This window comes from Halomonas sp. SSL-5 (genome assembly GCF_030708455.1).
GTDB lineage: Bacteria > Pseudomonadota > Gammaproteobacteria > Pseudomonadales > Halomonadaceae > Halomonas.
In genome coordinates, this window is record NZ_JAUYWF010000007.1 from 180863 (window position 1) to 198588 (window position 17726).

The 17726-nt window shown below is 56.0% G+C and carries 15 protein-coding genes and 2 pseudogenes; 15 read left to right on the forward strand and 2 right to left on the reverse strand.

Features of this window, described 5'->3' with window-relative positions; translation table 11 throughout:
• Nucleotides 1-7 precede the first annotated feature (7 nt).
• Nucleotides 8-1057: a TDP-N-acetylfucosamine:lipid II N-acetylfucosaminyltransferase gene (locus tag RAN53_RS10165; RefSeq protein WP_305796702.1), complete on the forward strand. Its 1050-nt coding sequence runs from the start codon at nucleotides 8-10 to the stop codon at nucleotides 1055-1057.
• Nucleotides 1050-1748 carry an NAD-dependent epimerase/dehydratase family protein gene (locus RAN53_RS10170; RefSeq protein ID WP_305796703.1) on the forward strand — a complete coding sequence of 233 codons (699 nt, stop codon included), beginning with the start codon at nucleotides 1050-1052 and terminating at the stop codon, nucleotides 1746-1748. Before RAN53_RS10165 ends, RAN53_RS10170 begins: the two co-directional genes overlap by 8 nt.
• 277 nt (nucleotides 1749-2025) lie before the next feature.
• On the opposite strand, the pseudogene RAN53_RS16365 reads toward RAN53_RS10170, so the two are convergent.
• Nucleotides 2026-2190, reverse strand: a pseudogene (locus RAN53_RS16365) (helix-turn-helix domain-containing protein); the annotation flags it as partial.
• 200 nt (nucleotides 2191-2390) lie between these two features.
• Here RAN53_RS16365 and RAN53_RS10175 point away from each other — a divergent pair.
• The 11 genes and pseudogenes from RAN53_RS10175 to RAN53_RS10225 form a co-directional block, all read left to right on the forward strand.
• Nucleotides 2391-3284 (forward strand): annotated as a pseudogene (locus tag RAN53_RS10175) (IS3 family transposase); the annotation flags it as partial.
• Between the two features lie 36 nt (nucleotides 3285-3320).
• Nucleotides 3321-3530: a transposase gene (locus tag RAN53_RS10180; protein WP_305796704.1), complete on the forward strand. Its 210-nt coding sequence runs from the start codon at nucleotides 3321-3323 to the stop codon at nucleotides 3528-3530.
• A gap of 42 nt (nucleotides 3531-3572) precedes the next feature.
• Nucleotides 3573-4928 (forward strand): hypothetical protein, encoded by a 1356-nt coding sequence (locus RAN53_RS10185; RefSeq protein WP_305796705.1) that lies wholly within the window; start codon nucleotides 3573-3575, stop codon nucleotides 4926-4928.
• Between the two features lie 3 nt (nucleotides 4929-4931).
• Nucleotides 4932-6101, forward strand: coding sequence for a glycosyltransferase family 4 protein (locus RAN53_RS10190; protein ID WP_305796706.1), 1170 nt, complete (start codon nucleotides 4932-4934; stop codon nucleotides 6099-6101).
• A 15-nt stretch (nucleotides 6102-6116) separates the two neighbouring features.
• Nucleotides 6117-7121 carry an SDR family NAD(P)-dependent oxidoreductase gene (locus RAN53_RS10195; RefSeq protein WP_305796707.1) on the forward strand — a complete coding sequence of 335 codons (1005 nt, stop codon included), beginning with the start codon at nucleotides 6117-6119 and terminating at the stop codon, nucleotides 7119-7121.
• Between the two features lie 42 nt (nucleotides 7122-7163).
• Nucleotides 7164-8288, forward strand: a complete 1125-nt coding sequence (locus RAN53_RS10200; RefSeq protein WP_305796708.1) for an NAD-dependent epimerase/dehydratase family protein — start codon at nucleotides 7164-7166, stop codon at nucleotides 8286-8288.
• 12 nt (nucleotides 8289-8300) lie between these two features.
• A complete protein-coding gene (gene wecB / locus RAN53_RS10205; protein WP_305796709.1) occupies nucleotides 8301-9455 on the forward strand; it encodes a non-hydrolyzing UDP-N-acetylglucosamine 2-epimerase in 1155 nt (384 codons plus the stop codon).
• Nucleotides 9455-10687 carry a glycosyltransferase gene (locus tag RAN53_RS10210; protein WP_305796710.1) on the forward strand — a complete coding sequence of 411 codons (1233 nt, stop codon included), beginning with the start codon at nucleotides 9455-9457 and terminating at the stop codon, nucleotides 10685-10687. Before wecB ends, RAN53_RS10210 begins: the two co-directional genes overlap by 1 nt.
• The gene (locus tag RAN53_RS10215) at nucleotides 10684-11313 is read left to right on the forward strand and encodes a sugar transferase (protein ID WP_305796711.1); all 630 of its coding nucleotides are present in this window, start codon (nucleotides 10684-10686) and stop codon (nucleotides 11311-11313) included. The genes RAN53_RS10210 and RAN53_RS10215 overlap by 4 nt, the downstream gene beginning before the upstream one ends.
• Complete coding sequence (locus tag RAN53_RS10220) at nucleotides 11310-11972, forward strand: acetyltransferase (protein WP_305796712.1); 663 nt, start codon at nucleotides 11310-11312, stop codon at nucleotides 11970-11972. Before RAN53_RS10215 ends, RAN53_RS10220 begins: the two co-directional genes overlap by 4 nt.
• A gap of 22 nt (nucleotides 11973-11994) precedes the next feature.
• Entirely contained in the window at nucleotides 11995-13185 is a 1191-nt protein-coding gene (locus RAN53_RS10225) for a DegT/DnrJ/EryC1/StrS family aminotransferase (RefSeq protein ID WP_305796713.1), read from the forward strand.
• Between the two features lie 31 nt (nucleotides 13186-13216).
• On the opposite strand, the gene RAN53_RS10230 is transcribed toward RAN53_RS10225, so the two are convergent.
• Nucleotides 13217-14605: a hypothetical protein gene (locus RAN53_RS10230; RefSeq protein ID WP_305796714.1), complete on the reverse strand. Its 1389-nt coding sequence runs from the start codon at nucleotides 14603-14605 to the stop codon at nucleotides 13217-13219.
• Between the two features lie 73 nt (nucleotides 14606-14678).
• Between RAN53_RS10230 and RAN53_RS10235 the strand changes: the two genes are divergently transcribed.
• Both RAN53_RS10235 and RAN53_RS10240 read left to right on the forward strand, forming a co-directional pair.
• Nucleotides 14679-15548 carry a protein phosphatase 2C domain-containing protein gene (locus RAN53_RS10235; RefSeq protein ID WP_305796715.1) on the forward strand — a complete coding sequence of 290 codons (870 nt, stop codon included), beginning with the start codon at nucleotides 14679-14681 and terminating at the stop codon, nucleotides 15546-15548.
• 157 nt (nucleotides 15549-15705) lie between these two features.
• Entirely contained in the window at nucleotides 15706-17679 is a 1974-nt protein-coding gene (locus tag RAN53_RS10240) for a polysaccharide biosynthesis protein (RefSeq protein ID WP_305796716.1), read from the forward strand.
• The last annotated feature ends 47 nt before the right edge of the window (nucleotides 17680-17726 follow it).

Genomic DNA, 17726 nt, shown 5'->3' on the forward strand with positions numbered 1-17726 from the left:
TCACACTTTGATACTACATGTAGCTGGGCTTGATAAATTTATTCCTCCATTCATCGAGCTTGTAAAAAATGAATTCAGTGAAGATGAGCATCGATACTGGTTAACGGGTTCGGTAGACAAATACCCAGTAGAGTTAGCCGAAAATGTAACCCTTTGCGGAAGAACGATTAAAGATATAGTGCCTGGTTATTTTAAATTGGTTAAAGAGCTGTATTCCGCTGAAAAGATAATACTCCACGGCCTTTTTAATATACGTATCGTTGTGCTATTGGTTTGCATGCCTTGGCTACATAAAAAATGCTATTGGGTGTTGTGGGGAGGCGACCTGTATGTTCGAAGAAATGGTGCTCGTACCCTGTCTTGGCGAATAAAAGAGGTGTTCCGAAAAATTTTGATTAGGCGTTTGCATGCCGTCATAACAACGGTTCCGGGTGACTATGAGCTTGTAAAAAAATGGTACTCAACAAAAGCGAAATATATTTCAAGTTTGATGTATGATAGTCATGTTTCAAGAAACTTTGATTTTCAATCAACTTCTGTAAAAAAATCTATTGATATTCAAGTTGGTAACTCAGCAGATCCAGAAAACAGGCATGCTGAGGTTTTCGATATGCTTGACCAGCTTGGGGAGGGTGCCAAATTTAATGTTTACTGCCCACTCTCCTATGGTAACGAAGAATATGCTCAAGCAATAATTTCCAAAGGAATTAGTATGTTTGGGGAGAAATTTCTTCCTTTGACTAGATTTATGTCATTTGAGGAATATAATTGTTATATGGCGTCGATTGACATTGCTATTTTTAATCATCGTCGTCAACAGGCGATGGGAAATATTATTGGTCTTCTTTCTATGGGGAAAACGGTTTACCTGAGGCCCACTGAGACCCCGTATAAGTTTTTTAAAGAACTAGGGGTTACAGTTTTCAGCAGTGACACTATTTATGAAGGATTGAGAGTCCTAGACGAAAAGCAGAAGCTCAATAATGTAGAGCTGATGAAGCGCAAATTTTCTAGGAACTCGTTGGTTGAGTCTTGGCGGTTGATTTTTAATGAATAGTGTCATTGGAAATGGTCTTCTCGGTCGTAGTTTTCGGAGTCTGTCTTTGCCCGGGGCGCTATATTTTTGCTCTGGAGTTTCCGACTCGAAAGAAACTCGGGTTTCTGAATTTAACCGAGAACGAGAACTGCTGCTGAGTGTTTGTGCGGGTGCGCAGACGTTTTCTAGTTTTGTCTACTTTAGCAGTATCATGGCGCCTGAGCGTGCCAATGAGTATTTCGAACACAAGTACAAAATGGAGCAACTTGTTAAGTTGCTGTTCCCAGAAAAATATCTGATTATTAGGCTGCCGCAAGTTGTTGGGCTGGTTAATAATGCGACTTTGTTCCCTGAATTTGTTCGGAGGATTAGGTGCGGGTCGCCAATTTTAGTTCAAGAAAATGCAGCCCGTTCGTTAATTGATATTGATGATGTGGCAAGGATAACAAATCAGATGATAGAGCTTGGCGCAAAAAAAATAGTTGTAAATTGTATGCCGAATGAAATCATTTCGGTATCGGATATTGTTGACTTTATTTCGGATGAACTTAGAATTCCCGCTAACAAAAAATATGTAAAAGCAGGCGTTTCTCAAGACGCGGATCGTACTTTCTTGAGGAATTATTTGGCTTTGGATGATCCAATTTTACTTCCTGGTTACACTCGACTCGTTGTGGCTAAGTATGCGGATAAGCTTACTTTTAATGTGTGATTTTCTATCTGAGATCTGAACTCATAGAATTTACAGAGAAAGTATTCACCTGACACAATCCCCCCCATGGGCTCCCTATTGTTAAGCAGTATTTTTGCCGTTTTCCGGTTCTTCGTCACTCCATGTGGATTTGGCCTGATCGAACAGGCGGCCCACTGGACTGCTAATCAGGTAGATCATGGGTAACCAATGGGATGGAGTCCTCCCCACCCTACTCCGGCGTTGTTGCGCCACACTGGTGGGTGAGAGCATCACTTACCAGCCTGAGGATCTGGCCGCGTCCTCCATGGCGAACGACTTCCCGGCTCACCGTGGAAACAGAGCGCCCAAGCTGCTGGGCGATTCGCCGAAAGGACAGACCAGCGGCGATACCACGAGAGATCGTCTCCCGCTCAGTGAGGGTCAAGTGCCGTCTGGATCGTGAACGAGACTTCGGCGCGATACCACCATGGTTGGACAGCACCCGATGCACGGACCCAGGATGCTGACAAAGTAACCGACTGATCTCACTTAAGGATTGTCCTGCTTGCCACTGCTCCCAGAGTAACTGCTTCTGGCTTGCGGAGAGTCCTCCTGGCCGTCCTCGTCTTGCCATGTCATCCCCTACAAGGTGGCAGTGTTGCGATGATCAGTTGAGCGTACCGCGGTGTACTTCGCGAAAAGCGTGAAGTGAAGTACGCCTTCATTGAGCGGCATCGTCAGGCCTTCAGCATTCAACGGATGTGTGCGTTTCTCGGTGTCGCCCGCAGCGGCTACTACGCCTGGCGACAGCGGGGAGGTGAACCGTCTCCTCGCCGCCGCCGGCAAGCGCTCTCCGATCAGCGCGTGGTTCACGCCTTCGAGCAGGGCAAGGGGCGCTCAGGCGCCCCCAGGCTACCCCATGGCCTGAACGATGCCGGCGTGGCCATCTGCCGCAATACCGTGGCTACCAGCCTCCGTCGGCAGAACCTGCGGGCGAAAGCCGTTCGCAAGTTCAAGGCCACGACGAACTCACGGCATAGCCTGCCAGTCGCACCGAATCTGCTGGAGCAGGACTTCAGCGCTATGGCACCGAACCGCAAATGGGTCGGCGACATCACTTACCTGGCGACCGGTGAGGGCTGGCTCTACCTGGCGGTGCTGATTGACCTGTATTCACGCAAGGTGATCGGCTGGGCGATGAGCGAGCGCATGATGGCTGACCTGGTTGGCGACGCCCTGCAGATGGCGCTGTGGAGCCGCAAGATGCCCAAGGGTGTCATCGTGCATAGCGACCGTGGTAGCCAGTATTGTTCGTCCCTATACCAGTCGTTGCTGACCCGGCACGATCTCCGGTGCAGCATGAGCGCCAAGGGCAACTGCTACGACAATGCCTGCGCTGAAAGCTTCTTTCACAGTCTCAAGGTCGAAGCCATTCACGGCGAGCGATTCGCGACCCGGGAAGCCATGCGGCAGCAGGTGTTCGAGTACATTGAGTTGGACTACAAACGGCAGCGCCGGCACAGTGCCATCGGGATGATCAGCCCGGAGGCCTTTGAGGCCCGAATGATCGCTTAGATTGGTGTCCACCAATGCTGGGTAGGATCAATTGAAGTGTTCTACCTTCCACCCTACTCGCCGGAGTTGAACCCCGATGAGTATCTGAACTGCGACCTCAAAGCCGGCGTGCATAGCGGTACTCCGGCGCGCAGCAGAGACCAGCTGAAGAGAAAGGCGATGTCTCACCTGCGGAAGCTTCAGAAGCTCCCGAGGCGAGTCGCGAAATACTTCAAAGCCCCGTCAATCCGATACGCCGCATCATAGCTATTTTATTGCCGGGTTAATAATAAAAGTGTCCGCTACGACTTGACCAGAACAGTCCTGAGAGGCGAAGAATTCCTTGACAACTGTCGCCCCACCCAAGCATATAAAGCATTCTTTGTCGAAGGTTATGCAATGCCATTATACAGCCAGCATGCTTCTCATTTAAACAGCAATAAAAAATCCTCACCTACTGTTCTTTTTTTGCTTGGAATATTGTTTTTTCCCTCTCTTCCAGGTGATCAGTGGGGGGAGGTTCATGTTAACATTCTTGTTTTATCCGCTTTCGTGCTTTTTTTTTTGGTTCATCCTGAAAGATTCAGATTAAATAGATCAGATGCGACAGTTGCAACTTTTTTTCTGTTTCTCCAGCTTTTTTTGCTGGTTTCTCTGATTCTGGAGTTCATTCGTGGTGAAGCTGAACTTGGCAGTATTCCCAGTTCGCTTAGGCCATTATTTATGTGCTTTACATATCTGGGGTTTAGAGCCCTATTTGAAAAGAATAGACCAGAATTAATTCTTGGTTATTTTTTTTCAACTGCGTTAGTTTTATTTTCATTGTGGTTATTGGTCGAGTTTTTATTTCCTGTATTCAGAAGTATAGTAAACGTGATTTATTTTGATACAGATAGGATTAAGGGGTTTTCTTTTTTAACTGTTTTTGCAACAACATATTTTTCTGGGTTTTTTTACTTTATGCTTTTCATGTACTCGCTTGCGAGGTTTGTTTTTGGAAGCTCGTTAAGGATGTTTTGGTTTTTGGGAGTGCTTGTTTCGGGAGTCATGATCTTTTTCTCACAGGGGAAAACATCATATCTGGCTGCAGTTCTTGGTTCTTTTTTTATTGTTTATTTTAAGGCTGGGAGTGTTGGAAGGCTTTTAGCATTGGCTTTCTTTTCCTTCTTAGTTTTAAATTTCGTACTTTACTATGAACAGATTAAGTCAGTTGTATATAATATAGATTATTTTTCTATGCATCAGCTCTATTTGATTTTAGAACATGGGCTCGACTTTGGTTCAATGAGTGTCCGAATTGAACAGGTTGTGTTTGCCTTTCAATTGTCTATTGATAATTTAATGTTTGGGGTTGGTATGGGTAGAGGGATATATCTAGAATCTTTTTTAGCTGCTTTTTTTTATAGATACGGGGTTGCAGGCACTTTTTTTTATTTTTTCCTTTTCATTTACTTGGCTTGCCTTTCTGTTAAGGGATTGGGTATAAAAGAAAGCGAAGAAAGGATGCTGATCGTATTTTTTTTCTCATGGCTTATTTTGACTCCTGTGATAATGATAAGTAGCCCAATGATTGAAATGGGAAAAAATTCAGTTTTCTCGATGATGCTTGTTGCAGCGGCTGTGACCACATTAAGTCGAAGTCATTTTACTCAATTGGCAGATTAGGCGATGAAGGAAGTTGCACTGATTCCAGACAGGTTTGCCCACTATAGGTATCCTGTCTTTAAGAAGCTGACACAGCTTGGAGGCGAAAAATATTCCCTTCATATATATGCAGATGCAAAACAAGATGAAAGTGGGATAGATATTCCTCCGCTTCAGTATGTTGGGAATAATTTGGCTGAAGGGGGGGTGTGTTGGCAGCCAGTAAGTAGTATGTTTGTAAGGGGTATATGCTTCTGGCAGACAGGTTTGTTGAAACTGGCGGCTAGTAATAAGTACGATGTCCTTGTATTCTGGGGTGATGCGTACAGGCTGTCTACTTGGTTGTCCGCTTTTTTAGCAAGAGTCAGGGGGAAAAAGGTCGTTTTTTGGTCTCATGGGCTTTATGGGAAAGAGTCTAGGCTAAAGCTTTTCATAAGAAAGATTTTCTACAGAATTCCTCATGCTATGTTGCTATATGGGTATCATTCAAAAGCGTTGTTGGTTTCTGAAGGTTTTGATGAGGAATTATTGTATGTAATTAACAATTCTCTTGATGTAGAGCATCAGGCAACATCTTATCAGCGAGCGTTAACTAATAGCTCATTCTCGGGCGTAAACGTAAAAGAAGAGCTTGGAGTTGACTGTCTTATAATTTTTGTTGGTAGAATTGTTGAGTCAAAGAAGATCGAGCTGATTCTTGATTGTGTAAAGTCAATCAATTCTTCTGGAGAAATGAGCTTAGGTGCCCTCTTCGTGGGAGGTGGAGATTACAGGAGTAACCTAGAGTCCCTTAGCTTGAAACTGAATATTTCTGATAAAGTAAGGTTCTATGGTCCATGCTATGATCATGATATCTTGGCTGCACTTTATATGCAAAGTGATATCTGTGTTTCACCAGGTAACGTTGGCCTGACTGCCATGCAGAGTTTGATTTTTGGGACACCAGTAGTAACCCATAATGACATGATGCACCAAATGCCTGAGAGTGAGTCAGTGCGTGAGGGTATTACTGGAGCATTATTTTCGCGTGATGACGTAAACTCGCTAGTTGCTGCAGTAAAAAGATGCTTGAAATACATTGATGATGGGCTTGTCACTGAAAAAACCTGCAGGGAATTGATTTTTTCTGAATATACTCCTGAATATCAAGCCAAGGTGTTTCATGAAATGCTGGATGGCCTGGAAGAAAAGTGAATAATTAAGGTTTATATGAACTCTACAGTATTAATCACCGGCGGCACCGGTTCCTTCGGCAAGACCATGGCCAACTACCTGCTTGAGCGCGGCTGCAAGGAGATACGCATCCTCAGTCGTGACGAGGCGAAGCAGGAGGAGATGCGTATTGCCTATGGCCGACCTGAGCTGAAATTCTATATCGGTGACGTTCGTGACCGTCAGTCAGTCGACAAGGTGATGCGCGGTGTCGATCTGGTCTTCCACGCCGCTGCACTCAAGCAGGTGCCGTCCTGCGAATTCTTCCCGCTGGAGGCGGTGAAGACCAATATCCTGGGCAGCCAGAACGTGATCGACTCGGCGGAGGAGGCGGGGGTCAAGAGCGTGGTCTGCCTGAGTACCGACAAGGCGGTGATGCCGGTCAACGCCATGGGCATGACCAAGGCGCTGATGGAGAAGACGGCCCAGGCGGCGAGTCGGCAGCTGGGAGAGGGGGAGACCATCGTTTCCTGCGTGCGCTATGGAAACGTGATGTGCTCCCGGGGCTCGGTGATTCCGCTCTTCATCAAGCAGATCAAGGATGGCAAGCCGCTGACCATCACCGAGGCCAGCATGACGCGCTTCATGCTCTCGCTGCCGGATGCCATCGAGCTGGTCAACTTCGCCTTCGAGAATGCTCGCCAGGGCGACATCTTCATCAAGAAGGCGCCGGCCTGCACCGTCAAGCTGCTGGCCGAGACTCTGCTGGAGATGTTCGGCGCCGATAACGAGCTGCGCGTCATCGGCATGCGCCATGGTGAGAAACTCTACGAGACTCTGGCCAGCCGCGAGGAGCTACGTCGCTCCGAGGACATGGGCGACTACTACCGCGTCAGCTTCGATGACCGGGACCTCAACTACGGCAAGTACTTCACCGAGGGAGATGTGGAGGAGGCGGCGGTCGAGGACTACCATTCTCACAATACCTACCAGCTCAACAAACAGGAGCTGAAGGAACTGCTGCTGACCCTGCCGGAAGTTTGCGACGCGCTCGAGAGCTGATTCAGCCCACCACTCTGCCCGCCAACCCTTCAGGGAGATTCCATGAAGATCGTTATCACCGGAGCCAATGGACTGCTCGGCCGGCATGTTCACCTCTACCTACGTGCCCAGCCCTACTATCGTGAGGGGCTGGTGCTGCTGGATCGTCATGCCTTCCAGGGCGATGCAACGCTTACGGCCGCCCTGAAGGGGGCCGACTGGGTGATCCACTGTGCCGGCATCAACCGCGACAGCGAGGAGCGGGTCGAGCAAGGCAACCGCGAGCTGGCCGAGCGGCTGGTCGAGGGCTTGCGACAGTCTTCGGCTACCCCGCACCTTTTCTTTGCCAACAGCATCCAGCGCGACCGGGACGTGCCCTACGGCCGTGGCAAGCAGGCGGCGCATCGCGTTTTCTCGCAGTGGGCCGAGGGAAGCGGTGCGCGTTATACCGAGTTGGTGCTGCCCCATGTATTCGGCGAGGGCGGCAAGCCCCACTATAACTCCGCGCTCCACACCTTCTGCCATCAGCTGGCCGTGGGTGAGGAGCTGGCCATCAACGGCACCGGCCAGCTGGAGTTGCTGCATGCCCAGGGTATCGCCCGGGCCATGGTAGAAGCCTTCGAGCGGGGCCAGAGCGGCGAGCTGAGGCTGGAGGGGCGCACCATGAGCGTGGCCAGCGCCGCCGGCAAGCTGGTCGAGATGCATCGCAGCTACACCTCGGACGTGATCCCCGATCTGCGCGATTCCTTCGACCTGCAACTGTTCAATACCCTGCGCTCGTTCCTCTATCCCCGCTACTACCCCAAGGCGCTGACCCTCCATAGCGACGAGCGCGGTGCGCTGTTCGAGGGGGTCAAGAACCGCAATGGCGGCCAGGCGTTTCTCTCTACCACCAAGCCCGGCATCACCCGCGGCAACCACTACCACTTCAACAAGGTCGAGCGTTTCCTGGTGGTGAAGGGGCAGGCAGTGATCCGCATCCGACGCCTGCTGGATGACCACGTCGAGGAGTTTCACGTCAGCGGCGATGCGCCGGCCTACGTGGATATGCCGACGCTGCACACCCACAGCATCACCAACACCGGTGACGAAGAGCTGCTGACCCTGTTCTGGAGCCACGAGATCTTCGACCCCGAGAAGCCGGACACCTATTTCGAGCCGGTGCTGAACCCTGAAGCCTCCGACTGAGCGAGCCAGTTGATGAAAGTCATGACCATTCTGGGCACTCGCCCGGAGATCATTCGCCTCTCACGGGTGATGGCAGCGCTGGATCAGGTGGTTGATCACAAGATCGTCCACACCGGCCAGAACTACGACTATGAACTCAATGACGTCTTCTTCGAGGAGCTGGGCGTACGCCGGCCGGACCACTTCCTCAACGTGGATACCTCATCCCTTGGGCGCAGCCTGGGCGAGATCCTGATCAAGACGGAGCAGGTGCTGCTGGAGGAGAAGCCCGACGCCGTGCTGGTGCTGGGCGATACCAACAGCGCCATCGCCACGCTGATGGCCAAGCGCATGAAGATCCCCACCTACCATATGGAGGCGGGGAACCGCAGCTTCGACGCCAACGTGCCGGAGGAGATCAACCGCAAGCTGGTCGACCACCTGGCCGACTTCAACCTGGTCTACACCGAGCACGCCCGGCGCCACCTGATCAGCGAAGGGCTCTCGCATCGCTTCATCTACCTTACCGGCTCGCCCATGCGCGAGGTGCTGGAGCACATGCTGCCTCAGATCCAGGCGTGCACCATCCTGGAGACCCTGGGCCTCGAGGCCGGCAAGTACTTCATCGTCAGCGTCCACCGCGAGGAAAACGTCGACAGCCGCGACAATCTGCGCGAAGTGGTGGAGGCGCTGCAGGCCCTGCACCAGCACTACGGCTATCCGGTGGTGGTCTCGACCCACCCGCGCACGCGTAACCGTCTGGAGAAGCTGGAGCTGGCAGGAGAGGGCGAACAGGAAGCGGGCATTCGCTTCCTGAAGCCGTTCGGGTTCCTGGACTATAACCACCTGCAGATGCACAGCTACTGCGCCATCTCGGACAGCGGCACCATCAGCGAGGAGGCCTCCATTCTCGGTTTCCCGGCGGTGACGCTGCGCCGCTCCATCGAGCGCCCGGAAGCGCTGGATACCGGTGCCATTGCTCTCACCGGCCTCGGCAAGGAGGGGCTGCTGGATGGCGTGCGCATCGCCACGGCGTCGCGGGAGGTGTTCTCCGGTACCGAGCGGGAAGTGCCCGAGGCCTACCAGGTGCGTAACACCTCCGAGCGGGTGGTGCGGCTGATCACCGGCACCGCCAAGCTGGCTAACCGCTGGCGGAACATGGATGACTTCAACAGGTACGACTGGTAATGCGCAAGAAGAAGACGGAGCTGGCGATCGTTAACCGTGGCTTCTGGCCGCAAAGCCAGGTGATCGGCGAGGCACTGCTCCAGCTGGCCGAAGCCTGCGCCATCGAGCATCGCGTTACCGTGATCACCCAGTCGCAGGATGGGCGGCTGCGCCGGCAGCTCGATGAGGCGGGGCGCGGCGAGGGCGTCAGGCTCATGGATTGCCGCTCTCGCTCGGATTCCTCCACGGGGCTGATCAAGCGCAGCCTGGATGCGCTGCATTTCATGGCCTGGACCTTTATCAGCCTGGTGCGCTGCCGACCGGCCAAGGTCTATGTTTCGACCAATCCACCGGTCGTCGTGCCCTTTATCGTGATGCTCTACTGCAAGCTGTTCGGTGCACGTTATTACTATCATCTTCAGGATATCCACCCAGAAGCCGCCAACATCGTGGTACGGCTGAACCCGCTGCTGAGCCGGGTGCTGAACTGGATGGACTGCCTGACCATGCGCCATGCCGAACGGCTGATCACGCTCTCGGAGGACATGCGTCGCTGCATCGTTGAGCGATCCGGCACTCAGGCCGAGGTCGAGCTGCTCGATAACCCGGCCTTCCCGGTAGAGGAAGGGGAGGGATACCGCCGAGACGGCGACGTGGTGTTCTGCGGCAACGCCGGCAGGCTGCAGCGTATCCCGCTGCTGCTGGAGGCAATCGGCGACTACCTGGAGCAGGGTGGTAGGCTGCGCTTTACCTTTGCCGGTGCCGGCCTGCATGCTCCCCAGATCGCGGCTCTGGCCAGCGTGCATGAATCCGTGACCTATCGCGGGCTGATACCCGCACCCGAGGCCGCAGCCCTGGTGAATCGCCACCGCTGGGCGCTCCTGCCCATCGACGACGAAGTGACCCGCTACGCCTTTCCCAGCAAGTCCTCCGCCTATGTGCTGGCCGGCTGTCAGATCCTCGCCATCTGTGGCCGCGACACCAGCGTGGCCCGCTGGGTGGAGCAGCATGGGGTAGGGCTGGCCGCCGAGCCGGCCAAGCAGAGCATCATCGATAACTTCCGGCAGATGGAAGCAGGTGTGGCATCCACCCATCAGCAGGCGATTGACGGAGACAGACGGTGTGTCCTGAGGGAGCGCTTGAGCTTCGACTACTTTACCAAGTGCCTTTGCAGCATCATGGGGATGGCCCCATCAGCCAGAAGCCATGCCGCATGCACACAACCCACATTTGCTCGTGGTTCTTCCAAATGATCAAACGCTTATTCGATATTGCGGCTTCCTCTATTGCGCTTTTGCTGTTGTCTCCAGTGCTTCTGGTCGTGGCAATTTTAGTGCACCGAAAACTCGGCTCTCCCGTGCTTTTCCGCCAGATCCGCCCCGGCCAGCATGGAAAGCCCTTTGAAATGATCAAGTTTCGCACCATGCGTGATGCCTTTGATGAAAATGGCAAGCCTCTTCCGGACACTGAACGTATTACGCCCTTTGGCCGCTTCTTGCGCTCCACCAGCCTGGATGAGTTACCGGAGCTGTGGAACGTGCTCAAGGGCGACATGAGTCTGGTGGGGCCGCGGCCGCTGCTGATGGAGTATCTGCCGCTCTACAGCCCTGAGCAGTATCGCCGCCATGAGGTGCGCCCAGGGGTGACCGGCTGGGCGCAGGTCAACGGGCGCAATGCGCTGAGCTGGGAAGAAAAGTTCAAGCTGGATGTCTGGTACGTGGACAATCAGACGCTGTGGCTGGATCTGAAGATCCTCTGGCTGACCGTCAAGAAGGTGGTAGTCCGCGAGGGCATATCGGCGGAAGGAGAAGCGACCATGACTCGTTTTGAAGGCTCCCGCGATCCAAGCCATGAAGGACAAGGAAGGAGTTCACCATGACCGATACTTTATATGCAGTATATGGGGCTAGTGGTTTTGGCCGCGAGGTTTTGCCCGTCGCACGAAAGCAAATGGAAAAGGCTGATCCTTCTGGGCAGCTTGTTTTCATTGATGATGGCGATTTAAACGGGCCAATTAATGGATATGAGGTTTTAAGTTACCCAGAGTTCCTTTTTCAGTCTCACTCAACGAAAAAAGTAACAGTTGCCATAGCTAATAGCGAAATAAGGCAAAGGGTTGCTCAGACACTTAAGGCTGACGGTGTTTCTTTCTGGGATGTTCAAGCCGATAATGTCGAAGTATTGGATGGTGTTCAGTTTGATGAAGGGGTCTTGCTATGTCCTTTCGTGACGCTAACTTCCAATATTAGAATTGGCAAACAATTTCATGCCAACATCTATAGCTATGTGGCTCATGACTGTGTGATCGGTGATTTTGTCACCTTTGCTCCTCGAGTTTGCTGCAATGGTAATGTTCATATTGAAGACCATGCTTATATCGGAACAGGGGCAGTGTTGAAGCAAGGCGCTCCTGGTGAACCCCTTGTCATTGGCCGTGGCGCTGTAGTCGGCATGGGCGCAGTTGTTACCAAGAATGTTCCGCCGGGTGCTGTTGTGGTTGGTAACCCAGCTAAACCTTTCGTAAAACCTTCCACATAATTCATCGTCTCAGGTTCCTTCAATGCTTAATGGCCCCTTTTCCCCTTGGCCCTCCTTCACCGAGGAAGAGGCCCAGGCGGTGCAGCGTGTGCTGCTCTCCAACAAGGTGAATTACTGGACGGGCAACGAAGGCCGCGAATTCGAACGAGAATTCGCTGCCTTCGCGCAAACGGAGCATGCCATCGCTTTGGCTAACGGCACTACGGCGCTGGATCTGGCGCTGAAGGGGCTGGGCATCGGCGAGGGCGAGGGCAGGGGACGTGACGAAGTGATCGTCACCTCGCGCACCTTCCTGGCGTCGGTATCCAGCATCGTCACCGCCGGCGCTGTGCCGGTATTCGCCGATGTGGACCGCGACTCCCAGAACATCACAGCCGAGATCGTGACCGAGAAGATCACGCCTAACACCAAGGCGATCCTCGCCGTGCACCTGGCCGGCTGGCCCTGCGAGATGGATGCGCTGATGGCGCAGGCCGAGCAGCATGGCCTGTATGTGATCGAGGATTGTGCCCAGGCGCATGGTGCCCGCTACCGCGGCCGCAGCGTGGGCGGCATAGGCCATGTGGGCTGCTGGTCGTTCTGCCAGGACAAGATCATGACCACCGGTGGTGAAGGCGGCATGGTGACTACCAGTGACGAAGCCCTGTGGCGCAAGATGTGGGCCTACAAGGATCACGGCAAGAGCTTTGAGGCGGTCTATGAGCGTGAGCATCCGCCGGGCTTCCGCTGGCTGCACGAAAGCTTCGGCACCAACTGGCGGCTGACCGAGATGCAGTCGGCCATAGGTCGTATCCAGCTCGCCCGCATGCCGGAATGGAAGGCCGCTCGCCAGGCCAATGCCAAGCGCATTTGGGGGGTGGCCAGCGACAGCCCGGGTCTCCGGGTGCCGGCGATTCCCGACCATATCGAGCACGCTGCCTACAAGTGCTATGTGTTCGTCGAGCCGGAACAGCTGGCCGAAGGGTGGGACCGCGACCGCATCATGAGCGAGATCGTCGCCCACGGTGTGCCCTGTTTCTCAGGCTCCTGCTCTGAGGTCTACCGTGAGAAGGCGTTTGATGGCACCGGCTGGCGGCCCGAGCAGCCGCTGCCCGTTGCTCGCGAACTGGGTGAGACTAGCCTGATGTTCCTGTGTCACCCGACCTTGACCGAGGCCGAGATCGACAAGACCTGCCGGGTGATCAAGACAGTGATGGCCGAGGCCACCAACTGATACCCAGTAGCCTTCAGTCGGTCCCCGGGTGTCAGGCCGTGGCGGCCGGGTACTTGAGGCGATAGAGGATCAGGTTGGCCAGTAGCGATTCCGAGAGGATGTCGGCCTTGTCACCTTGGGGCAGCGTCACATGCAGTTCGAGCGGTTTGGCGCTCGGCCAGCGGCGTTTCGACAGCACCGCTTTGGGTGTGATGCGCTGGAATAGTTCGGCCTCATCGATCAGCAGCAAACCGGCATTCTCGTTATGGTCGATGCCCTGCAAACCGCTCAGCTGCTTGGCGCTGCCGTCCCCTTGCTGGTGTTCGTTCCACAGGCCCATGACCCGCTCGGCATCGATCTCCAAGGGCAGGTAGAAGAATATCTCCGGTTTACCGCAGCGGCGCAGCTCGCGGGTCATCCCGAGGAACTCGGCCCGTTGCAAGCACTGGCTCAAGGGCTCGGCAAATGCCTCTTCGGAGTAAGCCAGGAAGGGGAGCTCTTCGATTAGCTCCTGGATCAGCCAGGCGAGTGGCGAGTAGCCACCCGAGGGGGCACGGCAGGTCGATAGGTTGGCGGCGCCCGAGACGCTGGGCGACAGTTGCCCCTTGAAAACATTGGTGTGTTGGCTGCGGCGGGGGATGATCAGGGCGCCGTCCCGGGTACGAATCAGGCAGCTGAGCCCCAGGTGATTTTCCGGCAGGGCCGTGTCCAGGTCGCTGAGGCCGGGTCCGGGCTCCAGCAGATCGCGGTAGGTCAGGCCCCCGGGCAGACGCATCTCCGGCAGCATGTTGGTCGCCAGGTAGTTGTAATAGAAAGACTTTTTGAAGCGCAAGGCAAAGCGGTCGGAGGTGGCCCGCCAGTCGTGGGTGGCTAGGGTCAAGCCGTTATAATCGTAACGATCCACGGCATTGAAGCGCTTGAGAATAGTATCCAGGCCATGCTCCGCGACGATCCATGGCAGCTCGTACCACTCGTCCATCAGCTCGAACGTCACCTCGTCGATCATCATGCGGCGTTGCGGTGCCCACTCCAGCACGCTCTGGCTGATCATCAGGTCGCGGCGTGACGTCAGTCGCATCAGCCCTGGGACCAAGAGCTCGCTGGCAGGAATGCCCGCCAGGGCGCGTGTTCCCCCGGTCGTGCGGCGTTGCAGTGCCAGAAATCGGTGGCGCTCGTCCTTGTAATGCGTGAGGTAGAAACGGGTATCCAATGAGTAGCGCTGGCCTTCCTGCTTGCTGGTGTTGCTGTAGAGCAACATCAACGCGGCCTGGATCAAGGCAAACTGCACGCTATTGATCAGCAGGGACAGGTTGAGCCCCGGGGCGATGTCCTGGGTGAAGGCATAGGCGCCTAGCCCGAAATGCAGTAGCAGGGCTGCCAGCAAGGCGTGGCGCCAGCGTTGCCGAGAAAACAGGATGCTCAGGTAATGAGTGACGGACAACGCGGTGCCTCCTTGCCGGCGAGATAAGCGGAGATTGTACTCGCCCGACGATAGCGTAGCGAACGGAGACGAGATGAGTCATTGGCATGGCCTGGCCAGGGTCTGTGAGGCGGGCAGCCCGCCGAAGAATGAAGACCTGTGCCATATCGGGGACGACCTGGCATTCGTGCTGGATGGCGCCACTGGCTTAGGGCCTTCGCGGCTGACGGATCAGCCCAGCGATGCCAGCTGGTTCGTGGGGCGGCTCGCTGACCACCTGCGGCATGTTTGGTGTGAGACTCACCGGGTCGAGAAGGCCTTGAGGATAGCGCTGGCCCGAGTGGCCGAGGCGTGGCATGCCCGGGTGCCCGACAACCTGCCCGTGGAGCAGCTGCCTTCCGCCGCCATGGTCTTGGCGGCCCGGGAAGGTGATGAACTGGTCATGCTGCGTCTGGGCGATTGCGAGCTCTACCTGGCGACTAAGCATGGCGTAGAGCGGGTCTTCGGTGACTCGCCTCTGCAGACGCTGGATCGGCGGGCCATCGATGCCGTCATGGATTTGCGCCAACGAGGCCATTCGCTGGAGGATGCCTTGACGGCGGTCCGACCCATGCTGGTGTCACACCGCACGCTGATGAATACTCCCGGGGGCTACTCGGCGCTGAGCGTGGCGCACCAGGAGCAGATCAGGCCGGACATCAAGCGAGTCGAGGCGGAGGGTGTGTGCCGCATGCTGTTGGCCAGCGATGGTTTCGCCGCCGCGTGGCAGGCCTATGATCTCGGTACTCCGGACGCCCTGTTAGGTTCCCGAGATGCCCAAGAGGCCCTCGAGGCCCTGCTGCGACGGTTGCGCAAGCTCGAATGGCAGGATGCCGACGGGGACCGTTTTCCCAGGCTCAAGTGCCACGATGACGCCACGGCGTTGCTGCTGGAAGCCCAGGCTTCAGCCCTGAGATCCGGTTGAGTGGCGTCGCCGGCGAGCCGGTACTCACGCGAGTGACGTTTGCGCTATATGTGGTGCGGTATATGGGGCCCCCCACTGAAACGCCAATGAGCCGCAATTAAGGTCTCATCCCAGTAGTTTTGCTACCATCGCGCCAGCTCAACGACAGGACGTTGTCATGACCCAATCAGGAAGAATGCACCGCTCCATCGCCACCCTCAGTCGCGGCAAGAAGCGCCTGATCATGGTGGCCGCGGACCTCGTGGCGTTGCCGCTGGCGCTGTGGTCGGCCTACGCGCTTCGGCTCGCCGAATGGTGGCCTGAGCGATACCTGCAGCCCTATTGGTGGTTGTTCGTGATCCTGCCGCCGGTTGGGGTGTTCATCTTCGCTCGGCTGGGGTTGTATCGCGCGGTGGTGCGCTTCATGGGGCCCCAGGCGATGTGGGCGGTGATCAAGGGTTCGCTGCTCATGGCGGTGCTGATGTGGGCGGCGGCATACTTCTATGGCTGGGAAGGTTTTCCGCGTTCGGTGCCGGTGAACTTCGCCCTGGTCACCCTGGTGTACGTGGGCGGCACGCGGCTATTGGTGCGCAGCTACTATCAGTGGTTGGTCAAGCACTACACCGAGAAGGAGCCGGTGGCGATCTACGGCGCCGGCGGAGCGGGGGCGCAGCTTGCACTGGCGCTCTCCAGCGGGCGCGAGTTCTATGTCGCCGCCTTCCTGGATGACGACCCGGCGCTGTGGCAGAGCACCATCAAGGGCGTGAAGGTGCATGAGCCGGCCGACTTCAGGCCGGTGGCCGCGGAGCTGGGCATCAAGCGCGTGCTGTTGGCCATGCCCGCCGCCACCAAGGCCCAGCGCAAGCAAGCGTTGGACCAGCTGGCCGACCTGCCGGTGCACGTGCAGACGGTGCCCTCCATGCCCGAGATCGTCGCCGGGCTGGCCAGTGTGGATCAGCTGCAAGAGGTGGAACTTGAGGACCTGCTGGGTCGCGATCCGGTGCCGCCACGCCCCGAGCTGATCGATGCCAGCGTGCGTGGCAAGGTAGTGATGGTGACCGGTGCCGGTGGCTCCATCGGCAGCGAGATGTGCCGCCAGGCGATGCGTGGTGAGCCCAGCGCGCTGATCCTGTTCGAGGTCAGCGAGTACTGCCTCTACGCCATCGAGCGTGAGCTCGAGGCCATGCGTATCGAGATGGGCGCGAGTTTCCCCCTCGTCGCGCTGCTCGGAAATGTGTGCGATCGCAACCGGGTGGAAGCGGCCATCCGCCACTATGGCGTGCAGACCCTCTACCACGCCGCCGCCTACAAGCACGTGCCCATCGTCGAGAACAACGTGCTGGAGGGCGTGCGCAACAACGTGCACGGCACCCGTGTGGTGGCGGAGAGCGCCGCCCGGCTTGGCGTGGAGCGCTGCGTGCTGATCTCCACCGACAAGGCGGTGCGCCCCACCAACGTGATGGGCGCCACCAAGCGCATGGCCGAGCTGGTGCTGCAGGACCTGGCTAGCCGCTATGCGCTGAAGGAGGGCCACCGCACCATCTTCAGCATGGTGCGCTTCGGTAACGTGCTGGGCTCCAGCGGCTCGGTGGTGCCGCTGTTTCGGCGCCAGCTGGAGCAGGGCGGGCCTCTGACGGTTACCCATCCAGAGATCACCCGCTTCTTCATGACCATTCCCGAGGCGGCGCTGCTGGTCATCCAGGCCGGCTCCATGGCCGAGGGCGGCGATGTGTTCGTGCTCGACATGGGCGATTCGGTGAAGATCGTCGACCTGGCCCGGCGCATGATTCAGCTCACCGGCCTGGAGGTGAAGGACGAGGAGAACCCCGATGGCGACATCGAGGTGGTGTTCAGCGGCCTGCGTCCCGGCGAGAAGTTGTATGAGGAGCTGCTGATCGGCGACAGCGTGGTCGGCACTCAGCACCCCAAGATCCTGCGCGCCCATGAGGAGGTGCTGCCGCATCGGGAGCTGGTGGCACTGCTCGAGGAGCTGCGCGAGGCCGAGCAGGGGCTGGACAGTGTGCGCGCCTGTGCGGTCCTGAAGCGTGGTGTGAGCGGCTTCGCGCATAGCGGGGATATGGTGGATCTGTTGCCCAATGGGTGTGGAAAGTCATGCAACACCGTGGTGGAGGTGATCGCGGCGAGGCATTGAGCTGCTGGCTTTCATGATGATCAGAAGCCGCCGTCTCGAGAGATCGA

Excerpts from the sequence above, each read along its gene's own strand:
- wecB (WP_305796709.1), top strand. The coding sequence starts at position 8,301 with ATGAAAGTCATGACCATTCTGGGCACTCGCCCGGAGATCATTCGCCTC.
- RAN53_RS10170 (WP_305796703.1), top strand. The coding sequence starts at position 1,050 with ATGAATAGTGTCATTGGAAATGGTCTTCTCGGTCGTAGTTTTCGGAGT.
- RAN53_RS10215 (WP_305796711.1), top strand. The coding sequence starts at position 10,684 with ATGATCAAACGCTTATTCGATATTGCGGCTTCCTCTATTGCGCTTTTG.
- RAN53_RS10190 (WP_305796706.1), top strand. The coding sequence starts at position 4,932 with ATGAAGGAAGTTGCACTGATTCCAGACAGGTTTGCCCACTATAGGTAT.
- RAN53_RS10195 (WP_305796707.1), top strand. The coding sequence starts at position 6,117 with ATGAACTCTACAGTATTAATCACCGGCGGCACCGGTTCCTTCGGCAAG.
- RAN53_RS10210 (WP_305796710.1), top strand. The coding sequence starts at position 9,455 with ATGCGCAAGAAGAAGACGGAGCTGGCGATCGTTAACCGTGGCTTCTGG.
- RAN53_RS10240 (WP_305796716.1), top strand. The coding sequence starts at position 15,706 with ATGACCCAATCAGGAAGAATGCACCGCTCCATCGCCACCCTCAGTCGC.
- RAN53_RS10220 (WP_305796712.1), top strand. The coding sequence starts at position 11,310 with ATGACCGATACTTTATATGCAGTATATGGGGCTAGTGGTTTTGGCCGC.
- RAN53_RS10225 (WP_305796713.1), top strand. The coding sequence starts at position 11,995 with ATGCTTAATGGCCCCTTTTCCCCTTGGCCCTCCTTCACCGAGGAAGAG.
- RAN53_RS10200 (WP_305796708.1), top strand. The coding sequence starts at position 7,164 with ATGAAGATCGTTATCACCGGAGCCAATGGACTGCTCGGCCGGCATGTT.
- RAN53_RS10235 (WP_305796715.1), top strand. The coding sequence starts at position 14,679 with ATGAGTCATTGGCATGGCCTGGCCAGGGTCTGTGAGGCGGGCAGCCCG.